The 18,829-nt window shown below is 68.1% G+C and carries 14 protein-coding genes; 7 read left to right on the forward strand and 7 right to left on the reverse strand.

What is annotated here, in order from left to right; all coding sequences use genetic code 11:
• Nucleotides 1-3: 3 nt before the first annotated feature.
• The 4 genes from ACO07Z_RS21345 to ACO07Z_RS21360 all read right to left on the reverse strand — a co-directional run bounded on the left by ACO07Z_RS21345 (nt 4) and on the right by ACO07Z_RS21360 (nt 4,051).
• Nucleotides 4-819, reverse strand: coding sequence for an ABC transporter permease (locus ACO07Z_RS21345; RefSeq protein WP_421700857.1), 816 nt, complete (start codon nt 817-819; stop codon nt 4-6).
• Entirely contained in the window at nt 819-1,679 is an 861-nt protein-coding gene (locus ACO07Z_RS21350) for an ABC transporter permease (RefSeq protein WP_421700533.1), read from the reverse strand. Before ACO07Z_RS21350 ends, ACO07Z_RS21345 begins: the two co-directional genes overlap by 1 nt.
• A gap of 88 nt (nt 1,680-1,767) precedes the next feature.
• Nucleotides 1,768-2,931 (reverse strand): ABC transporter substrate-binding protein, encoded by a 1,164-nt coding sequence (locus ACO07Z_RS21355; RefSeq protein WP_421700534.1) that lies wholly within the window; start codon nt 2,929-2,931, stop codon nt 1,768-1,770.
• Nucleotides 2,912-4,051 (reverse strand): ABC transporter ATP-binding protein, encoded by a 1,140-nt coding sequence (locus tag ACO07Z_RS21360; RefSeq protein WP_421700535.1) that lies wholly within the window; start codon nt 4,049-4,051, stop codon nt 2,912-2,914. Before ACO07Z_RS21360 ends, ACO07Z_RS21355 begins: the two co-directional genes overlap by 20 nt.
• A gap of 140 nt (nt 4,052-4,191) precedes the next feature.
• Between ACO07Z_RS21360 and ACO07Z_RS21365 the strand changes: the two genes are divergently transcribed.
• A complete protein-coding gene (locus ACO07Z_RS21365; protein WP_421700536.1) occupies nt 4,192-5,091 on the forward strand; it encodes a helix-turn-helix transcriptional regulator in 900 nt (299 codons plus the stop codon).
• 3 nt (nt 5,092-5,094) lie between these two features.
• Here the strand turns inward: ACO07Z_RS21365 and ACO07Z_RS21370 are convergent, their stop codons facing one another.
• Together ACO07Z_RS21370 and ACO07Z_RS21375 are read right to left on the reverse strand one after the other, a co-directional pair.
• Complete coding sequence (locus ACO07Z_RS21370; protein ID WP_421700537.1) at nt 5,095-5,955, reverse strand: hypothetical protein; 861 nt, start codon at nt 5,953-5,955, stop codon at nt 5,095-5,097.
• A gap of 34 nt (nt 5,956-5,989) precedes the next feature.
• Nucleotides 5,990-7,102 carry a linear amide C-N hydrolase gene (locus ACO07Z_RS21375; RefSeq protein WP_421700538.1) on the reverse strand — a complete coding sequence of 371 codons (1,113 nt, stop codon included), beginning with the start codon at nt 7,100-7,102 and terminating at the stop codon, nt 5,990-5,992.
• Nucleotides 7,103-7,452: 350 nt separating this feature from the next.
• Between ACO07Z_RS21375 and ACO07Z_RS21380 the strand changes: the two genes are divergently transcribed.
• The 5 genes from ACO07Z_RS21380 (at nt 7,453) to ACO07Z_RS21400 (ending at nt 13,651) form a co-directional block, all read left to right on the forward strand.
• Nucleotides 7,453-7,698, forward strand: a complete 246-nt coding sequence (locus tag ACO07Z_RS21380; RefSeq protein ID WP_421700539.1) for a YtcA family lipoprotein — start codon at nt 7,453-7,455, stop codon at nt 7,696-7,698.
• Between the two features lie 3 nt (nt 7,699-7,701).
• The gene (gene mdtN / locus ACO07Z_RS21385) at nt 7,702-8,751 is read left to right on the forward strand and encodes a multidrug transporter subunit MdtN (RefSeq protein WP_421700540.1); all 1,050 of its coding nucleotides are present in this window, start codon (nt 7,702-7,704) and stop codon (nt 8,749-8,751) included.
• Entirely contained in the window at nt 8,735-10,807 is a 2,073-nt protein-coding gene (locus ACO07Z_RS21390; RefSeq protein ID WP_421700541.1) for an FUSC family protein, read from the forward strand. The genes mdtN and ACO07Z_RS21390 overlap by 17 nt, the downstream gene beginning before the upstream one ends.
• Before the next feature lie 16 nt (nt 10,808-10,823).
• Nucleotides 10,824-12,140, forward strand: coding sequence for a TolC family protein (locus ACO07Z_RS21395; RefSeq protein WP_421700542.1), 1,317 nt, complete (start codon nt 10,824-10,826; stop codon nt 12,138-12,140).
• Nucleotides 12,141-12,322: 182 nt separating this feature from the next.
• On the forward strand, nt 12,323-13,651 hold the full coding sequence (locus ACO07Z_RS21400) for a glutamate decarboxylase (protein ID WP_421700858.1): 1,329 nt from the start codon (nt 12,323-12,325) through the stop codon (nt 13,649-13,651).
• Nucleotides 13,652-13,696: 45 nt separating this feature from the next.
• Here the strand turns inward: ACO07Z_RS21400 and putA are convergent, their stop codons facing one another.
• The gene (gene putA, locus ACO07Z_RS21405) at nt 13,697-17,536 is read right to left on the reverse strand and encodes a trifunctional transcriptional regulator/proline dehydrogenase/L-glutamate gamma-semialdehyde dehydrogenase (RefSeq protein WP_421700543.1); all 3,840 of its coding nucleotides are present in this window, start codon (nt 17,534-17,536) and stop codon (nt 13,697-13,699) included.
• Nucleotides 17,537-17,747: 211 nt separating this feature from the next.
• On the opposite strand from putA, the gene ACO07Z_RS21410 reads away from it, so the two are divergent.
• Nucleotides 17,748-18,776, forward strand: coding sequence for an LLM class flavin-dependent oxidoreductase (locus ACO07Z_RS21410; RefSeq protein ID WP_421700544.1), 1,029 nt, complete (start codon nt 17,748-17,750; stop codon nt 18,774-18,776).
• Nucleotides 18,777-18,829 lie beyond the last annotated feature (53 nt).

Here is an 18,829-nt window from a genome sequence, read left to right on the forward strand (position 1 = left end):
TACCTACGAGGAAGCCTGCGGACGCCGGCGCAGCAGCACCTGCGCCGCGATGACGAGGACGATGGACGCCGCCAGCACCAGCGCGCCGATGGCGTTGATCTCCGGCGTGACGCCGCGCCGGATCGAGGCGAAGACATAGATCGGCAGCGTGGTCTGCGAGCCCGCGACGAAGAAGGCGACGATGAAATCGTCGAAGGAGAAGGTGAAGGCGAGCAGGAAGCCGGCGAGGATGGCGGGCAGGATCTGCGGCAGCACGATGCAGCGGAAGGTGGTGACCGGCCCGGCATAGAGGTCGCTGGAGGCTTCCACCATGTCGCGCCCCAGCGCGCCAAGCCGGGCGCGTACGATCATGGTGACGAGCGCGGTGGAGAACAGCCCATGCGCGGCGATGATCGAGCCATAGCCCAGCGACAGGCGCGGCGGCGTATCGCCCGGCCACAGCGCCGCGAGCACCGGATTGACGAGGCCGAACAGCTGCACCAGCGCCACCAGCGTGGCGATGCCGATCACCACCCCCGGCACCACGATGGCGGCGCCGAACAGCGCGTCGAACACGGCGCGGGTGCGCGGCCCGGCGCGGCCGAGCCCGATGGCGGCGGCGGTGCCGCACAGCGAGGCGAGGCCGGCGCTGGTCGTCGCCACGATCAGGCTGTTGGTCAGCGCTTCCATCAGGAAGGTGTTGGAGAGCGCCCGCCCGTACCACTGGAAGGAAAAGCCGGTGAACTCGCTCGCATGCCGCCCCGCATTGAAGGAGAACAGCACCACCAGCGCGATGGGCAGATAGAGGAAGCCGTAAACGGCGGTGACGAAGGCGCGCATCATAGGAGATCGACCTGTCGGGCGCCGGAGAGCCGGGCGGTGAGGCGGTTGGCGGCCAGCAGCAGCACCACGGCGATGACGACCAGCGCCACGGCGATGGCGGAGCCGAAGGGCCAGTTGCGCGATTGCAGGAACAGGTCCACCAGCGCATTGCCGATGAAGAACACCTTGCCGCCCCCGAGCAGCGTTGGGATCAGGTATTCGCCCAGCAGCAGGATCAGCACCAGCGAGAAGCCGGTCATCATGCCGGGCAGCGAGAGCCGCAGGGTGACGCTGAAGAAGGTGGAGAACGGCGTGGCGCCGAGATCGGCGGAGGCTTCCAGCAGCCGGCGGTCGAGCCGCTCCAGGCTGATATAGATCGGCAGGATCATCAGCGGCAGATAGCCATAGACGATACCGAGCAGCACCGCGCCGGGCGTGTTGATGAAGCGCATCTCCGGCAGGCCGAGAAACTCCAGCCAGGCCGGGATGCCGCGCGCGCCGAGAATATACATCCAGGCATAGGTGCGGATCAGCAGGCTGGTCCAGAACGGGATGACGATCAGCGCCACCAGCAGCAGCCGGCGCTGCGGCAGCACCTTCAGCGCGAGATAATAGGCGACGGGATAGGCGATGAGCAGGCAGGCCAGCGCCCCGGCCGGGGCCAGCACCAGCGTGTTCCAGAACGCCGTCGCCCGCGCAGGCAGATTGGCATATTGCGCCAGCGTCAGCGCGGGCGCATAGCCGCCCGCCGGCGCCCGCTCGCCGAGGCTGAACACGACGATGGCGGCGAAGGGCAGCACCAGGAACAGGAACAGCCACACCGCCGCCGGGGCGAGCAGCAGGGCCGTGACCAATCGCTTGCGGGCGGCGCTCGACATGGCGGTCCACTTCACGGGGAGGAGGGCGAGAGCGCGGGCCGCGCTCCCGAAGCGGGGCCGGGAGCGCGCGCCCCCGGCCGGCGCCGGCTCAGGCGGATTTGAAGCGCGCCATCAGCTCGGCACGGTTCGGGTCGGTCAGCGTCGCCGCCGCGCCGAATTCCAGCGGGGCGAGCAGGTCGGCGGCGGGGTAGAGGATCGGGTTGTCGAGCAGATCCTTGGGCAGCAGGGCGTTGACGCGCGCATCGGTGGACGGCGCGCCATTGGCGATGTGCTCCTTCACCGCCACCTTCGGGTCCATGAGGTGGTTCAGCAGCGCATAGGCCGCCGGCTTGTTCGGCGCGTCCTTGGGGATGGCGTAGAAATCGGTCCAGATCTCGCCGCCTTCCTTGCCGAGCACATAGTTGATCTCGGGGATGTCGCGGTGCAGCTGGGCGCCGTCATTGGTCCAGCACATGGTCAGCCAGGCGTCGCCGCTGCGCATGGCGGGCTGGTAGTCGCTGGAAATGGCGAAGAGGTGCGGCTTGACCTTGAGGAGGAGCTCCTCGGCCTTGGCCAGCTCGTCCGGTTTCAGCGAGTTGAAGGAATAGCCGTAATATTTCAGCGCGTTGCCGATGGTGGTGAGCTGATAATCATGCACCATGGAGCGGCCGCTGCCGGTGGTCATGGCGACATCGAAGAAGCTCTTCCAGCTGTCCATCGGCGCGGTGAGCTTCTTCGTGTTCACGGCGAAGCCGGTGGTGCCCCAGTTCTTCGGCACCGCGCAGAGCACGCCGGCCACCTCGCCCTCGGCGGTGAAGCGCTTGTTCTGCGCGGCAGCGTCGTAATTGGGCAGCTTGGCGAGGTCGAGCGGGTCGATCAGGTCGAGCTGGCGATAGGTCGAGATGGTGTAGTTGGTCGGCACGAACAGCGACCAGCCCGAGCCGCCGGCCTGCAGCTTGGCCAGCATTTCCTCATTGGAGCCGAACACGTTCACCTCGACGGCGACGCCAGTCTTGGTGGTGAAATCGACGAAGGTCTGCGGGTCGTGGTAGTTCGGCCAGGTGGCGATCGACATGCGGTCGCCGAGCTCACCGGCCGCGAAGGCCGGCATCGGCCTGAGGCCGAACTCGCCGGCGAGCACCGCGGTGGCGGCGCCGAGACCGGTCACGCCAAGAAAGTGCCGGCGGCTGATGGAGCCGCGGCGGAAGCGCAGCAGCTGATCGATAAATTCCCGCGCCGAGAGCGGCAGGCCGTCACGATAGGACTTCGACATGGCTGGTTTCCCTCTGGGTGGTCTTGTTGTCCGCCGCCGGAAACGCCAATGGCGCGCCGGGGTTGAAGCTGATGGCGACGCTGTCGCCCGGTTGCAGCAGGTCGCTGCGGGCCGCGTCATGGTCGGCGGTGGCGAGCAGCGTGCCGAGACCCGGCACCTCGATGGCGTATTCGGCGGTGGAGCCGAGGAAGATGCGGTTGCGGATGATGCCGCCGAGCCCGGTCTCGCCCGTCGCGGCCCCGAGGCGCAGCGCCTCGGGGCGCAGGCTCACCGACACCGCCGCGCCGGGGGCGCCACCGCCGGTCAGCCTCGCGCCGATCTCCATGCCGTTGGCGAGGCGGATGCGGGCGGCCCCCCCGCCATTCTCCACCACCGTGCCATCGAGGAAATTGGTCTTGCCGACAAAGGCGGCGACGAAGCGGTCGGCCGGGCGGTCATAAATCTCGTCCGGCGCGCCGAGCTGGACGATGCGCCCGCCATTCATCACGCACACCACGTCGCTCATGGACAGCGCTTCTTCCTGGTCGTGGGTGACGAGGACGAAGGTGATGCCAAGCTCGCGCTGCAGGTTCTGCAGTTCGATCTGCATGTCGGTGCGCAGCTTCTTGTCCAGCGCGGCGAGCGGCTCGTCGAGCAGCAGCACGGAGGGGCGGTTCACCAGCGCCCGCGCCAGCGCCACGCGCTGCTGCTGGCCACCGGAGAGCTCGTGCACCTTGCGCCTGCCGAAGCCGGCGAGCTGCACCATGGCGAGCGCATCCGCCGTGCGTCGGGCGATCTCGGCGGAGGTCAGGCGCGGGCGGACCTGCCGCAGGCCATAGGCGACATTGGCGCTGACATCGAAATGCGGGAACAGCGCATAGTGCTGGAACACCATGTTGACCGGGCGGCGATAGGGCGGCACCTCCGCCATGTCGGCGCCGCCGATCAGCACCTGGCCGGTGCTCGGCTGCTCGAAACCGCCGATCATCCGCAGGCAGGTGGTCTTGCCGCAGCCGGAAGGGCCGAGCAGGGCGATGAACGCACCCTTCGGCACGGCGAAATCGGTGGGATGGACGGCGGTGACATCGCCATAGCGCTTGCTGACGCCGCGAAACTCGATGTCGAGGGTCTCAGAAGCCACCGGCGTTCTCCGCAGCTTCCGGTCGCTTTACAAAGGGGCGGCCGGATCCGTATTCGTTAAAATGCTAATAGAGGCGGGTTTGAGGGGATATACCTTTGAAGTGGTAGATCGGGCCTAATTATCAGTCACAGGGGGTATAGATGGTGAGCACGGGCAAGGTCGCCGTGCCCTCCGCCACCACCGAGGGCGGCGAGGGGCGGCAAGAGGAAAGCGAGCGCGCTCAGTCGGCGCGGCTTCTGGCCGAGGCCATCGCGGCCGCGCATGAGCGCAGCGCCAATGTCCGCACCGGGCCGGGCGACGACCCGTTCGGCCACGCGCTCATCGCCTGGCTGCGGGTGCATGTGCCCTTCGACCATTGCGTGGCCTTCGGCTATCGCGGCACGGCGCGCCCGCCGCTGCTGTTCGAAACCTTCAACCGGCAGGAGAGCCATGTCTATGTGACGCTCTACCAGGTCGGCCCCTATCTGCTCGATCCCTTTTACCACGCCGCCATCGAGCGGATCGAGGGGTTCCGCCGCATGCGCGAGCTGGCGCCGGATCGCTTCTATGCGAGCGAATATTACCGCTCCTATTACAGCCAGACCGTGCTGGCGGAGGAGGTCGGCTTCTTCGTGCCGCTGGCCAATGGCGCGAGCGTGGTGGTGTCGCTGATGCGCAAGGCCGCCTCCGGCGTGTTCGGCGCGGCGCAGGTGCGGCTGCTGCGCGAACTGGCGCCGGTGGTGCTCAGCCTGTGCCGGCTGCGCTGGGGCGCGGAGCTGATCGGCGAGGAGGCCGGCGGCCGCAGCGGGCGCGGCGAGGGCAGGGCGCCGCGCGAACTGGACCGTGGCAAGATCTGGCAGGACCTGTCGCTCACCGAGCGCGAGGGTGAGGTGGTCGATCTCATCCTGCAGGGCCATTCGGCCGATTCCATCGCCCGGCTGCTGTCGATTTCCGCCGGAACGGCCAAGGTTCACCGCCGCAACATCTACCGCAAGCTCAACATCAACTCGCAGGCGGGCCTGTTCGCGCATTTCGTCGCCATCATGCGACGCAAGCCCTGAGATTCAGCCCTTCGCCGCCGCCGCGCTCTCGCGCATCATCAGTGCCGCGCCGAGAAAGAAGCCGAGCGCGCCGAGGCCGAGCAGCCCATTGGCGAGGTCTTGTATCCACGCCGCCTCGCCGCCGCGCGGCACATAGGCCAGCGTCGAGGCGGCCATGAAGGCGACGCAGCCCATGAGATTGATGAACACGATCTGCCAGTCGAGCTGGCGCGGCCGCCAGCTCCAGTAGCGGTGCGCGGTCTCGACAAAGGCGAGATAGCCCGAGACGAGAAACAGCACCGAGCCGATCATCCCCGGCAGCCACACGGCGAGGTCCTGCGTCGCCCAGTCGGCGCTCGCCACCAGCGGGTCGAAAGTGTTGAAATTGAACGCCACCGTGCCGACGAACTGGCAGAAGGTGCTGAGCCATCCCGCGCTGTGCGGGTGCCAGCCGATCAGCGAGATATGGCGCGGCGCGGCGGCGTCGTTCGGGTCGAGCGTGAAGGCGCTCTGATTGGCGGCCTGGAAGTGCTGGAGATAGCCCGCGATTGTGAACGGGATCGACCCCATGAAGAACACGATGTTGATCGGCGTCGCCGCCGGCGCGATGCCTTCAGGCAACAGGCTGAGCAGGCTGCCGGTGAGGAACAGCAGCGAGCCGAGCGCGAACAGCGCGCCCGTCCACCAATTATAGCCCTGCGTCTGCCAGAATGGGACCGGCGCGTTCTCCAGCGCCCGCGCCGCGCGCGCCAGTCCCTTGCGGTGCTGGCGCGCCTGCCAGACGATGCGCCGTCCGGCCAGCGCATAGCTGCGGCGTGTGATGAAGGGCCACGGCCCGCCGACACGGATGCGCAGGCCGGAGGGGTGAACATGCACGCCCTTCATCGGGCCGGCTCCTCCTGTACGCGGCTTTTCTCGCTCACGCCCCTTGCGCCGCCTTCAGCGCGGCGGTGGCGTCGGCCGCCTCGGCGAGCCGTTCCAGCGGCAGCACGCGCGGCGCGGCGAGGTCGGCGAGCGCGCCAAGGTCGAAACGGGTGAAGTTGAGGCTGCGATAGTCGCGCAGGAAGAACAGCTTGCGGTCGAGGTCCGAGAGGCTGGTCCAGCAGGTGTATTCGGTGGCGTAGCTCTGGCCCTGCGGCTGGTCGAGCCCCGCCACTTCCATATGCCCGCCGCCCTGGCCGGGATAATCGATGCTCGCCCCGCGCGGCCGGTCGAACGTGTTGAGGATATGGGCGAGGGTGCGCACCGCGAGGTCCGGCGTCGCCGCCTTTTCGGTGAACTCGGCATAATAGGCGGCGCGGACGAACCGCCCGACCGAGGTGTTGGAGGAGGGCAGGCCGGCCGTGGCAATGCCGGAATCCGGCTGCACCGCCTTGTAATCGCCAAAGCGCCCCGCCGACTTGTCGACATTGGAGAGGAAGCTGTAATTGTCGAGGTTGGTGAGGTGCCAATCGAAACGCGGCCCGTTGGTCATCACCCCGACGGGGTTGTCATAGAGCTTCATCTCGCCGCGATCGAACTCGATCACCAGCGCCGCGCCGGTCGCGTCGTGCACCACATAGTGGAAGGGGGATTCCACCCCGCCCAGTATCGCCAGCGGCACCAGCAGGATCGGCTGCGCAGCCACCGCTTCTTTCACTTCCGCCACCGTCGCGAACTGGCCGAGGCACCAGCTGCCGAGATCGGAGGCGGAGAGCACGGCCTGCGTCATCTCCACGCCGCGCTGCTTGCCGCCGGCGGTGGGGTAGGAGAGCAGGCTGAAGGTCAGCCCCTGGTCGTTCAGCCCTTCCAGCACCTTGAGGTCGTCAATGCCGATCGGCGCCTCCGCGGTGGGAACGCGGGCCGGCATGGTGACCGCGAGCACGCCATGGCGCGCCCGGTACTCCACCGGCGCGTGGCCGTCCACCTGCGAGCGCGTGGCGAAGCCGGCGGGGAAATACGCCATCTGGTAGGGCAGATCGAGCGTGAGTTCGAGCGTGCGGCCGAAATAGGCCCTGCCGTCCGCATCGCGATAGCCGAGCGATGTACACATCCCCTGCGTCCTCCCGTTCGGGCGCGGGCCTGCGCCCCGCCGCGTCTCTCCTGTCGCGCCGCCAACGGACGGCGGGTTCGCTGCTGCGCGGCGTGTCCTCGGCCGCGCGGCGGGTCTCGTGCCCCGGTTGGTGGCATGATTCAGCCGGTGGCGAAAGGCCGCGCGGCGCCCGCCGCCGCGCGACAACGGAAATTTGCCCTAGCGGCAAGGGCTTGCTACCCCTTTACCCGACGTCTCCGACTCGGGGGCTCTGCCGGAGAGCGACGTTGGCCTTTTGGTATTCCGTCACAGCTGCTGCGGGCCGATTTTCGCCCCGCCGCCAGGCTGGTGCGCTGCTGCGCGCCGGGGCCGTGAGCCTTGCCGCGCTGCCCCTCGCCGGCTGCCTCCAGGCGGGCGCGCCGGCCATCCCGTTGTTCGGCGCCTATTTCCCTTCCTGGCTGCTCTGCGCCTTTATCGGCATTCTCGGCGCGGTTCTAGTGCGGCTGGTCTTCATCCGTGCCGGTATCGACGACGCGCTGCCGATCCGCCTGCCGGTCTATATCTGCATCGCCGCCGCCATCGGCTTTGCCGTCTCGCTTCTCGGCTTCGGGCGCTAGACGGTGGAGGAGCACACGCACCCCGCCCCCCGCCGCAGCCTCGGCGTGCTGGTGAGCCTTCTCGCCCTTGCCGGGGCGGTGATGCTGGGCTGGTACTATCTGCGCGACGCGGAACTGAACCCGCTCTCGCAGGACGCGGAGCTGACGGCTGACGTGACCGCCATCGCCGCCTCCGTCCCCGGCCGCATCGCCAGCATCGCCGTGCGCGAGAACCAGGCGGTGGCGAAGGGCGAGCTGCTGTTCGCGCTCGACCCCGCCACCTATGAATTGCAGGTGGCACAGGCGCGGGCCGACCTCGCCCTTGCCGAGGCGGGGCTGGCCGACAAGCAGCGCGCGGTGACCGCCGAGCGGGCCAATGCGGTGATCGCGCAGGAGCAGGTGACGCGGGCGCGGCAGAATCTCGCCCTCGCCACCCAGACCCTCGCCCGGCTGGAGGCACTGCGGCCCAAGGGCTATGTCAGCGCCCAGCAGGTTGATGACGCCGCCACCGCCAAGCGCGACGCCGAGGTGAGCCTGAAACAGGCGCTGCAGCAGGAGGCGGCCGCCCTCGCGCTGGTCAGCGACACGGCGGCGGCGGTGGCGCTGGTGGAAGCCCGGCGCGCGGCCCTCGCCATCGCCGAGCGGGCTCTGGCCGACACGAAGGTGTTCGCCCCGTTCGACGGCAAGGTGGTGGGGCTGGAGACGGCGGCAGGCGAATATGTGCTGCCGGGCCAGTCGGTCTTCGTGCTGATCGACACCGGCGCCTGGTACGCCTCCGCCGCCTTTGTCGAAACCGAGCTGGCCGGCATCCGCGTCGGCAATTGCGCCACGGTCTACACCCTCGCCAACCGCGCGGTGAAGATGCGCGGCCGGGTGGAGGGTATCGGCTGGGGCGTGCAATCGACCGAGCAGATCACCCTGCCGCGCAAGATGCCGATCGTGCCGAAAAGCCTCGACTGGGTGCGGGTGGCGCAGCGTTTCCCCGTCCGCATCCGCCTGCTCGACCCTGCCGCCGACCTCATGCGCATCGGCGCCTCCGCCACCGCGACCGTGCACCATGACACGGATTGCTGAAGCGCCCGGCGGCGGTCTGCTGCGCGAGGTCTGGGCCGACCTCCAGCCGACGCCCGGCCGCTTCGCCATGACCTGGCGGATCGCGCTGCTGTGCGCGCTCGTCTGCGGCACGGCGATGCTCTACAAGGTGCCGGAGGCGGCGATCAGCTGCTACCTCATCATTTTCCTCACCAAGCCGAACGGGGCGGAAAATGTCGGGCAGGCGCTCGGTCTCATCGTCCTCGTAAGCCTCATCATCCTCCTCATCGCACCGGTCATCCAGTGGACGGCGGAGCTGCCGCTGCTGCGGATCGTGGTCATCGCCGCCACCTCCTTCGCCTTTCTCTACCTCAGCTCGGCGTCCCAACTGGGCGAGATCGGCGCCATCATCGCCCTCGTCATTGCCTTCGTGCTGACCCTGGTCGACCAGGTGCCAGCCGGGGAAATCGTCACCCGCGGCCTGCTCTATGCCTGGCAGATGGCGGTTATGCCTATGGTTTTGCTGGCGCTTTTTTCCATGGTGCTCGGCACGTCGCCGCACCGCCTGCTGCGCCAGACGCTGGTGGAACGGCTTGAGGCGGCGGCGCTGGCGCTCGCCGGCAGGGGGCGGCGGGCGCTGAACGCGGCGCTGGCGGAGGGGCTGGAGGCGGACACCAAGCAGCTCATGCTGGCGCGCCTGTTCCACACCGCGCCGACGCGCGCCCTCGACCGGCTTTCTGCTTCCGCCGCAACGACTTATCGCCTGATGCTGGCCGTGGCCGCGCTGCCGCCCGGCACCGTGGAGAGCGGGCTGGCGCAGCGCTGCCGCGCGGCGGCCGAGGCGCTCCGCGCCGGCCGCCAGCCCGCTCACGACGCCGCCGCCAGCGAGGGCGAGGGGCCCCTCGCCGCCATCGCACAGGCGCTGGACGACCTCGGAAAAGACAATGAAGGCAAGGGGTTGGCAGCCTCCAAACCGCCTTTCCTCGCGCCCGACGCCTTCACCAATAGCGACCATCAGCGCTACGCGCTGAAGACCACGGCGGCGGCGATCACCTGCTATCTCATCTATTCGCTGATCGACTGGCAGGGCATCCACACCGCCATGGTCACCTGCTACGTCGCCGCGCTCGGCACGACCGGCGAGACGGTGCACAAGCTGGCGCTCCGCATCGCCGGCTGCCTTGTCGGCGCCGCGCTCGGGCTCGCGGCAATCCTTTATATTATCCCGCATCTTCAATCGGTTGGTGGGTTGATGGCGCTTGTGTTCGCCGGCGTTCTGGTTGCTGCCTGGGTATCGTCGGGTAGCGAGCGCATCTCCTATGGCGGCGTGCAGATCGGCCTCGCCTTCCTCCTCACCATCCTCAACGGCTTCGGCCCCAGCACCGACATGGACGCCGCCCGCGACCGCGTCGTCGGAATTTTGCTCGGCAATCTTGTGGTTTATCTCATCTTCACGCAGATCTGGCCGAAGAGCGCGGTGGTCGATGTGCGCGAAAGGCTCGCCCGGGCTCTGACCGCACTGGCGCGACTGGCGACGCTCGATCCGGTGGCCCGCCGTCAAGCGGTGGCGGAGGCGGCGACAGTGGAGACCGAACTCGCCAAGTCGCGGGACGTGCTGGCGCTTTTGCCCTTCGAGCCGGCGCGCCTGCGCCCGTCCGCGACCACCGAACGGCGTCTTCACCGGCTGGTGGAGGAGGCCGGCGCGGTGCTGCCTGCGCTGATCTTCGCCGCTGACGTGCCGACCGACACCGCGCAGCGCTTCGCCGCGGCGGCGGAGCGGCTCGGCCGGCACGAGGCCGGACAGGGGGGGGCACGCGACCGCGCCGCCCGAGCCATCGGACGCTCTCGCCCGTCGGGCCGAACGCATCGCCACACTGGCGGCGGGGTAGGGCATGGCCGCGCATCGCCCTCGCCACCACGCATTCCCAGCCTTAGCCGTTGTTGTGGCGGGTCTTTTTCTCGCCGGCTGCGCGACGAGCGCTCTGAAAACGGCGCCCCAGGACCCCGCGCAGCCCTGGACGCCGGAAGCCGGTGCCGCTTCGGCGGACGCGGCAGGCGCAGCGGAAGCGTCGGCCAAGGTGTTCAGCGTACCGGCTGATCCGGACGTCGCCCAAATGCAGCCGACCCCGGGCATCGACCCTCGCCGCGCGTATGGGCTGCCGGAACTCATCGACATCGCCCAGATGCAGAATCCGCAGACCCGCATCGCCTGGCAGCAGGCGCGGCAGGCGGCGCTGACCACTGGTATGGTCGAGGCGACCTATCTGCCTTTCATCTCGGCCAATGTCATCGGCGGCTGGCAGGACGTGTCTTCGACGCTGCCGGTCACGGTGGGCAGCGTGAACCAGGTGTCGAGCCGGGTTGAGGGCGTGTCGCCGCAGGTGGCATTGCAATGGCTTGTCTTCGATTTCGGCCAGCGCGATGCGTTGCATAAGGCCGCTCGCCACAACGCGACGGCTGCCAATATCCTGTTCAACGGCACGCATCAGAAGATCATCCACGATGTGACGCGCGCCTATTTCCTTTATGGCGCGGCGCGCAGCCGCGTGCGGATTGCCGAGCAGAACGCGGCCAATGCCCGCAAGATTTCGGCGGCGACGCAGGCGCGGAATGATCAGGGACGCGGCACGACGGTGGAGGTGGCGCAGGGGCGGCAACTGGTGGCGCAGGCGCAGTTCGGCCTCGTGCAGGCGCAAGGCGCCGAGCGCGATGCCTATCAACTGCTGATGGGTGCGATGGGCTTGTCCCCGCTCACCCGCATCACTGTCCGCGAACCCGGCCGGCGGGCGCTGCCCGCCTCGGTGGGGGCACCGACAGAAGACATGATCAAGGTCGCGCTCGCCCGCCGCCCGGATGTGCTGGCGTCTTTCTCCGCGATGAAGGCGACCCGCTCCGCCATCGGTGCCGCGGAGGCGGAGTTCATGCCCAAAGTATTCCTCGGCGCGGTTGCGGCGGGCGGAGGGGCGAGCTTCAGCGCCACCGGTCTGCCGACCATCGGCCAGCAGGCCTCGACCACCGGTGTGCTGCTGGGGGTGACGATGCCACTCTACGATGGTGGGCTACGGGCAGCGCAGCTGAAGAAGGCGGAATCATTGGCTTCTACCAGCGAGGCAACGTTCGAGGCGACGCGCGACGCGGCCGCCCGTGAGATCGTCATCGCCGCCGACACGCTGCGCTCGGCGCTGGCCTCCTACCGTGCGGCCACAGCGCTCGCAGAAGCTGCGGCGGTGACCTATGACGCCGCGCTTGGCGCCTATGAGAGCGGTGTCGGCGACATCACCGCTGCCACCACCGCCGAAAGCGGGCTTCTCACCGCCCGGCTGGCACAATCCGACGCGCATGCGGCCTCACTGGTCGCGGCCGCCAATCTCGCCTTCGTGCTCGGCGCGATGACCTCGCGCGAGGTGCCCGCCGCGCTCGACGCCCGCTGAGGCACCAAAAAGGGCGGCGTCGGCCAAGGCGCGCCACTCGCTTGCCTTCGCCTCCCCCATGTCGCTTACTCCAGCGGCTTCACCAGCCTGAAAGGACGCCAGCCTTGACGCCCGAAAAGTCCAGCACCGCTCTGCGCGACGATCTCCTCGACGACATCTATTCCTCGCCCGACCTGCTGGGAATGCTGCCGAAATCCGGCTTTCCCGATGTCCAGAGGGAGCCGCGCCATGTGTTCGCGGCGGTGCGCGACGAACTGATGCTGGACGGGAATTCACGCCAGAACCTCGCCACCTTCTGCCAGACCTGGGTCGACGACGAGATCCGCGACCTCATGGAATTGTCGATCGACAAGAACATGATCGACAAGGACGAGTACCCGCAGACGGCGGAAATCGAGGCGCGCTGCGTGCGCATGCTGGCCGACCTCTGGAACGCGCCGGATCCGCTGACCACGCTCGGCTGCTCCACGGTCGGTTCGTCGGAGGCGGCGATGCTGGGTGGACTCGCACTGAAGTGGCAGTGGCGCAAGCGCCGCGCCAAGGAGGGCAAGCCCACGGATCGGCCCAACCTGATCTGCGGTCCGGTACAGATCTGCTGGCACAAATTCGCCCGCTATTTCGATGTCGAACTGCGCGAGATTCCGCTCGAAGGCGACCGGCTGATCATGACGCCGGAGGAAGTGATTGCGCGTGTGGACGAAAACACGATTGGCGTGGTGCCGACTCTGGGCGTGACCTTCACCTGCCAGTACGAACCCGTGAAGGCGGTGAGCGACGCGCTGGACCGGCTGCAGGCCGAGACGGGCCTCGATATTCCGATCCATGTGGACGGTGCCTCAGGCGGCTTCCTCGCCCCCTTCTGCGCGCCGGAACTTCCATGGGATTTCCGCCTGCCGCGGGTGAAGTCGATCAACACGTCGGGCCACAAATTCGGGCTCGCCCCGCTGGGCGTGGGCTGGGTGATCTGGCGCGAGGCGACCGACCTGCCGCCGGAACTCGTCTTCGACGTGAACTATCTCGGCGGTGACATGCCGACCTTCGCGCTGAACTTCTCCCGTCCCGGCGGGCAGGTCGTCGCCCAATATTACAACTTCGTCCGGCTGGGCCGCGAGGGCTACGCCAAGATCCAGAACGCCTGCTACGACACGGCCGAGTATCTCGCGCGTGAGATCGCCGCTCTCGGCCCGTTCGAGATTCTCTACGACGGCAACCGCCACACCGGCATTCCGGCGCTGTGCTGGAAGCTGAAGGACGACAAGGGGTTCGGCGGTTACACCCTTTATGACCTTGCTGATCGGTTGCGCTCGCGCGGCTGGCAGGTGCCAGCCTATTCCATGCCGGCCAACCGGCAGGACCTCGTCATCCAGCGCATTCTGGTGCGCCACGGGGTGAGCCGCGATCTCGCTAGCCTGTTGCTCGACGATTTCCGCCGGGCGCTCGACTTCTTCGCCAAGCATCCGGTCACCCACTCGCTGACCGATGACGAGGCGGCAGGGTTCAACCACAATTGAGCGTGACGCCCGGGCGCGTCGCAGCGCCCGGGCTGTCCTGCCGCCTCAGCCCAGTGTCATCAGGCTGGCATTGCCGCCTGCGGCAGCCGTGTTGGTGCTGGTGGAACGCTCCAGCATCAGCAGGTCGAGCGGATAGGCTTCGCCGCGCGCGATGTCGTCCGGCGCGAGGCCGTGGACAAGCACGATCGGCCCTTCGCGGGCGGCGATGGCTTCGTTCAGACGGCGCAGGGCATCGCCATCGCCCTCGAACAGGACCGCATCGAACGCTGCCCCGTCATAGCTGTCGGTGAGCTGCACCCAATCTTCCAGGCCGCTGGGTAGTGCTGGCATTTGCGAGCCTTCCAGCAACACGCGATTGCCCGTGGCAAGGGCGGAGGCCATTTGCACGGCGAGGCCCCGCTCGGTCGCCGCCAGGCACAGCACGGTGCCGCGTGGCGAGAGTGCGTAGACATTGCGTTCGCCCACCGGGCCGGGCAGCTCGGCCACGTGGCCGAAAGGCGTGCTGTCGAGCACGGCCCCGCACATGGTGCGAATGCCGGTATCCCATTGGAAGTCTACCCAGAGCCGGGCGGGGGACGGGGCCTCGCGTGCCGGCAGCAGAGCGGCCGGGCGACGCGAGAGCAGGCGCCCGAGATAGAGCGGCCCGCCCGCCTTCGGGCCGGTGCCGGAAAGCCCATGCCCACCAAAGGGCTGCACGCCGACGACGGCGCCGATGATGTTGCGGTTCACATAGACATTGCCAACCTCAATCCGCGCGCCGACATGGGCGATGGTCTCGTCAATGCGGGTGTGCAGGCCGAAGGTGAGGCCGTAGCCGGTGGCGTTAATGGCGTCGATGAGCCGGTCCAGCCCGTCACGGGCATAGCGCACCACATGCAGGACCGGGCCGAACACCTCCCGTGTGAGGTCACCAATGTCGCCGATCTCGATCAGCGTCGGCGGGACAAAGGTGCCGTGCGCCGCCTCCTCGCCGAGCTGGAACTGCTCCACCCGGCAGCCGGCCTTGCGCAGGCGTTCGATATGGGCCTCGATCCCGGCCTTCGCTTCGGCCGAGATGACCGGGCCGATATCGGTCGACAGATTCACCGGATTGCCGACGCTGAGCTCCTTCAGCGCGCCGCGCAGCATGGCGAGCATGCGGTCGGCCACATCCTCCTGCAGGCAGAGCACGCGCAGCGCCGAACAGCGCTGGCCGGCGGAGTCAAAGGCGGAGGACAGCACATCGGCCACCACCTGCTCCGCTAGCGCCGAGGAATCGACGATCATCGCGTTCTGCCCGCCGGTCTCGGCGATCAGCGGGATGACGCTGCCATCGGGGCTGAGCCGGGTGGCGAGCTGGCGCTGGATCAGCCGCGCGACCTCGGTGGAGCCGGTGAACATCACCCCGCGCGTGCGGCTATCGGCAACGAGCGCCGCGCCGACCTTGCCATCGCCGGGGACAAGCTGCAGCGCGCCCTCGGGAACCCCCGCCTCGCGCAGGATTTCCACCGCCGTGAAGGCGATGAGCGGGGTCTCCTCGGCCGGCTTGGCCACCACCACATTGCCGGCCGCGAGCGCCGCGCTGATCTGGCCGGTGAAGATGGCGAGCGGGAAGTTCCACGGGCTGATGCACACCACCGGCCCGAGCGGCCGATGAGTGTCACCAGAATAGCCATGACGTACCTGGGCGCCGTAATAGCGAAGAAAATCAACGGCTTCGCGTACTTCGCCCACGGCGTTCGGGTAGGACTTGCCGGCCTCGCGGATGATGAGACCGATGAGGGCCGGCAGGCGCGCTTCCATCAGTTCGGCGGCGCGGAACAGGCAGGCCGCGCGCTCGTCCGGCGGCGTGGACTGCCAGATCGGCGCCGCCGCATTGGCATAGGCCATCGCCCGGCTCACCATCTCCGGCGCGGTCTCCTCCACCGTGCCGACCGTATCGCGATGATCGGCAGGGTTCAGCACCGGCCGGATCGGGCCGTCCATGGTCAAAGGTCCCGCCAGCAAAGGCTTTGCCGCCAACGGCGCGGCGCTGCCTGCGAGCAGGGCGGCGGCGAGGGAGGCGAGGCGCTGCTCGTTGGAGAGGTCCAGTCCGGCCGAATTGCGCCGTTCCGCGCCGAACAAATCGGCCGGCGCGGCGATGCCGGGATGCGGCGCGCCCATTGGTTCAATGCGCAGGGCTGCCTCGACCGGGCTTTCGATCAGTTCGTCGACCGGCACATCGGGATCGGCGATGCGGTTGACGAAGGAGGTGTTGGCCCCGTTCTCCAGCAAGCGGCGGACGAGATAGGCCAGCAGCGTCTCATGGGTGCCGACGGGCGCGTAAATCCGGCAGGGGCGGCCGAGCTTTTCGCGGCCGACCACCTCCTCATAGAGCGGTTCGCCCATGCCGTGCAGGCACTGAAATTCATATTGCCCGGCATAGTAGTTAGCCCCCGCCATCTCCATGACGGTGGCGAGCGTCTGGGCGTTGTGGGTGGCGAATTGCGGGAACACCGCGTCCGGCGCCGCCAGCAGCTTGCGGGCGCAGGCGAGATAGGCGACGTCGGTGTGGATCTTGCGCGTGTAGACCGGAAAGCCTTCCAGCCCGTCCACCTGCGCGCGCTTGATCTCGCTGTCCCAATAGGCGCCCTTCACCAGCCGGATCATCAGCCGGTGGCCGGAGCGGCGGGCGAGGTCGATCAGGAAATCGACCACATAGGGGCAGCGCTTCTGATAGGCCTGGATGACAAAACCGATGCCGTTCCAGCCACTTAGCGCCTCGTCGAAACAAAGTGATTCAAGCAGGTCGAGCGAGATTTCCAGCCGGTCGGCTTCCTCGGCGTCGATGTTGAGCCCGATGTCATAGTGGCGCGCCAGCTTGGCGAGGGCGGCGACGCGGGGCAGCAACTCATTGATAACGCGCGAATATTGCGCGCGGCTGTAGCGCGGGTGCAGCGCGGACAGCTTGATCGAAATGCCCGGCCCCTCATAGATGCCGCGCCCGGCCGACGCCTTGCCGATGGCGTGGATCGCCTGTTCGTAATCGGCGTAATAGCGCTGGGCGTCCGCTTCCGTCGTGGCCGCTTCGCCAAGCATATCAAAGGAATAGCGGAATCCCTTCGCCTCCATGCGGCGGGAATTGGCCAGCGCCTCGGAGATGGTCTGGCCGGTGACGAACTGCTCGCCCATCATGCGCATGGCGACATCGACGCCGCGCCGGATCAGCGGTTCGCCGCCGCGACCGATGAGTCTAGTGAGAGCGCCAGTGAGACCAGCCTCGCTGGTCGTGGAGGTCAGCTTGCCGGTGAGCACCAGACCCCAGGTCGCCGCGTTGACGAACAGCGAGGGGCTGTGGCCGACATGCGACTGCCAGTCGCCATGGCCGATCTTGTCGCGGATCAGCGCGTCGCGGGTGGCGCGGTCGGGAATGCGCAGCAGCGCCTCGGCGAGGCACATCAGCGCGACGCCTTCCTGGCTGGAGAGCGAATATTCGTGGATCAGCCCTTCGACCGGGCCCTTCTGGCCCTTGGCGCGCAGCGCTTCCACCAACTGCCTGGCGCGGGCGCGGGCGGCCTCTGCTTTCGGCGCCGGCAGGGTGGCAGGGCCGATGAGAACCGGCACGGCGTCGGTTTCCGGAACGCGATAGGCAGAGGTGACGCGGGCACGCAGCACGCTCTGGGGCCGGATGCCACGGGCGAAGGGGAGAAAGGGGCTGTCCCCCGACACGCCGCTGATGGCGGGCGCGGGCTCCGGAGTGGCATCCACCTGCGGAACCGCTTCCAGCCCACGCTCGGTGCGCTCGATGGCGGCGGTGAGCGCGCCCTTGACCAGCGCGTGCGGGGTGCAACCCTCTCGCTCCGCAGCGGCCCTCAGTCGGGCACGGAGATCCTCGTCGATCTTGACACCGATCGTCGTGGTGGACATCGCGGTTCCCCAAATCTATCCGGTAAGATGAGGAGGTGTAACCAAAGGCGCGAAAAGGTGCAACTCAAAAGGCGCTGCCTCACAGCCGGCCCAACGTGTCGCGGCGTAAGCTGTTCCTGCAAAGCGGGGGGCGTCGCTACGCAAAGGCTCCATAATGGTCACATCGAGGATACTCCTTGGCAGGCGGGCGGCCGATCCCCACCTCATCGCCATGACCCGTCTCACCCACACCCCCCTTTCCGTCCTCGACCTCTCCTTCGTCGCTTCCGGCTCCAGCGGGCCGGAGGCGCTGCGCGGCACGCTGGAACTTGCGCGCCATGTCGATGGTCTCGGCTTCACCCGCTTCTGGGTCGCCGAGCATCACAACCTCGCCTCGGTCGCGTCAGGCGCGCCGGATGTGATGGCGGGGCAAATCCTGGCGGCGACCGAGCGCATCCGTGTCGGTTCCGGCGGGGTGATGCTGCCCAACCATGCCCCGCTGATGGTGGCGGAGCGCTTCAAGGTGCTGGAGGCGCTTTATCCCGGCCGGGTCGATCTCGGCCTCGGCCGGGCGCCCGGTACGGATCATCTCACCTCGCACGCGCTGCGGCGCCGGCAGGATGTCGATCCCGGCGACGATTTCCTTGACCGGCTGAAAGAGCTGATGCTGTGGGATACGGGCGCCTGGCCGGCGGACCATCCCTACCGCAACATCCAGGTGATGCCGGTTGATGTGAAGCTGCCGCCGATCTGGCTGCTGGGCTCCTCCGGCTACAGCGCCCGGCTCTCGGCGCAGATCGGGGTGGGCTATGCCTATGCGCATCATTTCGCCCAGCACGATGTGCTGGACGCGATGCTGAGCTACCGCGCTGGCTTCCAGCCCTCGGAACGGCTGGCGGCACCGCATGCCATTCTCGCTCTCGCTGTCGTGTGCGCCCCGACCGACGAAGAGGCGGAGTATCTCGCCGGCAGCGTCGATCTCGCCCATCTGCGCCGCGCGCGCGGGCATTACGGCCCGATCCCGACCGCCGAGGAGGCCGCCGCCTATCCCTATAGCGAGGCGGATCGTGTCTTCATCCGCCGCAACCGCGACAAGGTGCTGGTTGGCGGTCCAGAGAAGGTGGCGGAAGGGTTGGAGCGTTTCCTCGACGCCACGCAGGCGGATGAACTGATGATCACCACCGCCATTCCCGACATGGCGGCGAAGAAGCGTTCGTACACGCTGGTGAAGGCGCTGCAGGCGGTGTCGGCGGTGGCCTGACGCGGCATCGCTAAAACAGCGTCGTCCCGGACGGCCTGAGGCCGGTCCGGGGT

Source organism: Ancylobacter sp. (assembly GCF_965229075.1).
Lineage (GTDB): Bacteria > Pseudomonadota > Alphaproteobacteria > Rhizobiales > Xanthobacteraceae > Ancylobacter.

What these genes read in the sequence shown, in the direction of transcription:
- ACO07Z_RS21345 (WP_421700857.1), bottom strand. Translation starts at nt 819, where the DNA reads ATGCGCGCCTTCGTCACCGCCGTTTACGGCTTCCTCTATCTGCCCATC.
- ACO07Z_RS21350 (WP_421700533.1), bottom strand. Translation starts at nt 1,679, where the DNA reads ATGTCGAGCGCCGCCCGCAAGCGATTGGTCACGGCCCTGCTGCTCGCC.
- ACO07Z_RS21355 (WP_421700534.1), bottom strand. Translation starts at nt 2,931, where the DNA reads ATGTCGAAGTCCTATCGTGACGGCCTGCCGCTCTCGGCGCGGGAATTT.
- ACO07Z_RS21365 (WP_421700536.1), top strand. Translation starts at nt 4,192, where the DNA reads ATGGTGAGCACGGGCAAGGTCGCCGTGCCCTCCGCCACCACCGAGGGC.
- ACO07Z_RS21370 (WP_421700537.1), bottom strand. Translation starts at nt 5,955, where the DNA reads ATGAAGGGCGTGCATGTTCACCCCTCCGGCCTGCGCATCCGTGTCGGC.
- ACO07Z_RS21375 (WP_421700538.1), bottom strand. Translation starts at nt 7,102, where the DNA reads ATGTGTACATCGCTCGGCTATCGCGATGCGGACGGCAGGGCCTATTTC.
- ACO07Z_RS21390 (WP_421700541.1), top strand. Translation starts at nt 8,735, where the DNA reads ATGACACGGATTGCTGAAGCGCCCGGCGGCGGTCTGCTGCGCGAGGTC.
- ACO07Z_RS21395 (WP_421700542.1), top strand. Translation starts at nt 10,824, where the DNA reads ATGCAGCCGACCCCGGGCATCGACCCTCGCCGCGCGTATGGGCTGCCG.
- ACO07Z_RS21400 (WP_421700858.1), top strand. Translation starts at nt 12,323, where the DNA reads ATGCTGCCGAAATCCGGCTTTCCCGATGTCCAGAGGGAGCCGCGCCAT.
- putA (WP_421700543.1), bottom strand. Translation starts at nt 17,536, where the DNA reads ATGTCCACCACGACGATCGGTGTCAAGATCGACGAGGATCTCCGTGCC.
- ACO07Z_RS21410 (WP_421700544.1), top strand. Translation starts at nt 17,748, where the DNA reads ATGACCCGTCTCACCCACACCCCCCTTTCCGTCCTCGACCTCTCCTTC.